The organism is Psychromonas sp. (assembly GCF_041586535.1).
GTDB lineage: Bacteria > Pseudomonadota > Gammaproteobacteria > Enterobacterales > Psychromonadaceae > Psychromonas.
On sequence record NZ_JBFGZY010000222.1, the window covers coordinates 1 to 3,086 of the forward strand.

The 3,086-nt window shown below is 39.5% G+C and carries 1 protein-coding gene and 1 pseudogene; both read left to right on the forward strand.

Annotated elements, in window-relative coordinates:
- Positions 1 to 803: 803 nt before the first annotated feature.
- Positions 804 to 2,699: a PTS mannitol transporter subunit IICBA gene (locus tag ABZA00_RS16730; protein ID WP_372883288.1), complete on the forward strand. Its 1,896-nt coding sequence runs from the start codon at positions 804 to 806 to the stop codon at positions 2,697 to 2,699.
- A gap of 93 nt (positions 2,700 to 2,792) precedes the next feature.
- A pseudogene (locus ABZA00_RS16735) lies at positions 2,793 to 3,086 on the forward strand (mannitol-1-phosphate 5-dehydrogenase); the annotation flags it as partial.

Here is a 3,086-nt window from a genome sequence, read left to right on the forward strand (position 1 = left end):
ATTCATTTATGCTTGTTAAAATGAATGCTAGCTTCGTTATTGATTTTGTAATTAGAACAACTAGTTACTGCAATCAATGCCTTGCTTTCATCCATTTTTCCTACGCATAAATAGATCATCTAATTAACGGAATTGGTATAATTTCAATGATTAAATCCGTTATTTTCTCTGCGTCATTTTGACTATTTTAGTAAACGGGAGGTGTAAACGCTATTGATGAAACGTTCTTTATTTTCCGGCTGCAGGCTGCCATTAAGCTGATTAGCAATACGGAAATACTGTGGCTATCTCAACGGCGCATGAAACTGTTTATATGGCGGTATCAGCAGTGTTATAAGTAAGGACTGGTACGTCCCCTTTGAGATAATAAAGCACCTTTTTGGCAGGAAAATTTTTATTGTAATAAAATTACATAATCTGTTTTTATCAAATCCTAGAGTTGCTTTTGTAAGCATTTTTTAAGGTTTACAAGTTTGTCAATCCGCGCTTAGCGATGCGTTGTTGTTTTTTTGTGATCTGTATTGCCATTTATTTTTGTTTGGTCTATCTACTTATTGTGATATCGATCATGTTTTTTCTTTTCTTAGCACTTGCAGATCTGTTTTGTTTTAATTTTACTTTTTAAAGTGTGATTTAGGTCTCTGTCTGTGTTAAATGTTTTATTTTTTATGTGATCAATATCACTGTTTTTTAGCAAGGCGTGCATTTTTAAAATTCCGTGATAGATTTACCCGTGAGTTTCAGCCACATCAATTATTTTGCCTACTTTCAGGTGAATAAACACATACGGAGCAAATCAAATTATGCTGTCATCAAAATCTAAGGTCGGAGTACAAAACTTTGGTCGTCTGTTATCAAATATGGTTATGCCGAATATCGGCGCCTTTATTGCCTGGGGTTTAATAACCGCATTATTCATTCCTACGGGATGGATACCCAATGAAACCTTAGCCTCAATGGTTGGGCCGATGATCAAATTCATGCTGCCACTGCTGATTGGTTACACGGGTGGTAAAGTTGTTGGAGGAGAACGTGGTGCTGTTGTTGGTGCAATAGCAACAATGGGTGTTATCGTTGGTACTGATATCCCGATGTTTATGGGGGCGATGATTGTTGGCCCGTTAAGTGGTCTTGCCATTAAGAAATTTGATGCGGCGATTCACGGTAAAGTGAAAAGCGGTTTTGAAATGTTGGTTAACAACTTTTCGTCTGGTATCCTTGGTATGATTCTGGCGATAATAGCCTATCTGGTTATTGGTCCTGCTGTTAAACTATTATCTAGTGGTCTTGCTGCTGGTGTTGATGTTTTAGTTGAAAATAATCTGCTTCCTTTGACGTCTATCTTCGTTGAACCTGCAAAGATCTTATTCCTGAATAATGCAATCAACCATGGTATTTTCACTCCCTTAGGTATTGCTCAGTCTGAGTCTCTTGGTCAATCAATTTTCTTCTTAATTGAAGCAAACCCGGGTCCTGGTTTAGGTCTGTTACTAGCTTACATGTTCTTTGGTAAAGGTTCTGCAAAAGAATCTGCACCTGGCGCTGCTATCATTCACTTCTTTGGTGGTATCCATGAAATCTACTTCCCATATGTATTGATGAATCCGCGTCTGATCTTAGCCGTTATTGCTGGTGGTGCGACGGGTGTATTCACCCTTACAATGTTCAATGCAGGTCTAATCTCTCCCGCATCTCCAGGCTCTATCTTTGCTGTTTTAGCAATGACGCCTAAGGGTGCTTACGTTGGTATTCTTATCTCTGTTGCAGCTGCTGCTACTGTTTCTTTCTTAGTGGCTTCAGTATTGATGAAAACACAAAAAAGTGTTGCAGGTGGCGAAGACGCGCTAGAGAAAGCGGCAAACGAAATGAAAGATATGAAGGCTGGATCTAAAGGTCAAGCGACAGCTGCTTTGAAAGGGGACTTATCTGCAGTGAAAAAAATCATTGTTGCATGTGATGCCGGTATGGGCTCAAGCGCAATGGGAGCAAGTCTGTTACGTAAAAAAGTACAGGCTGCTGGTTTAGATATCGAAGTTATTAATACTGCTATCAATGATTTGCCTGGCGATGTTGATATTGTTGTTACCCATAAAGATTTAACAGACAGAGCGCGTAAACACGCTGCACAAGCAGAGCATATCTCATTAACTAACTTCTTAGATAATGCGATGTACGATGGTCTGGTTGCTAAAATTAAATCAGCAGTAGGTGGCGCAGCTGCTCCTGCTGCAGCAGAAGCGGTAACTGCTCCTGCTGAGTCTAAAGGTCCACTAGTGTTAACGGAAAAAAATATTTACCTTGGACTAAAACCGACAACGAAAGAAGACGCGATTAAATTCGCAGGTGAACAACTGGTTGCTTTGAACTACGTTGAAGACGGGTATAAGCAGGGCATGTTTGACAGAGAAAAATTGGTATCAACATACTTAGGCGAATCAATTGCGGTTCCTCACGGTACGATTGAAACTAAAAAATATGTTAAGCAAACCGGTATCGTATTCTGTCAGTACCCGGAGGGCATCCAGTGGGGTGAAGATGAAGATGATGTTGCAGTTATGGTTATCGGTATTGCAGCACAAGGTGATGAACATATTCAAGTCATCACAGCTATCACCAATGCACTTGATGATGAAGACGCAATAGAATGTTTGAAAACAACAACTAATGCGGCAGACGTACTACGTATTTTAGGTAACTAAAATATCATTAAGAAGCCACCTCAATCGAGGTGGCTTTGTCAATATTAAAGGCCGGGTTTACCGGCCTCTTGCAAATTTATGGAACTAATTATTATGAAAGCTATACATTTTGGTGCGGGTAATATTGGTCGTGGTTTTATCGGTAAACTTTTATCTGATGCAGGCATCGCAGTAACATTTGCCGATGTGAATGAAACTGTCGTAAATGCTTTAATTGCACGCAATGAATATGATGTAAATGTGGTTGGTGCTGAGTGTGTCGTTGAAAAAGTAAAAAATGTTACGGCCATTAATTCAACTGATCCGGCAATTGTAAAACTGATTGCAGAGTCTGATTTGGTGACTACTGCGGTAGGCCCTACGGTTTTAAATATTATTTCAAAAACG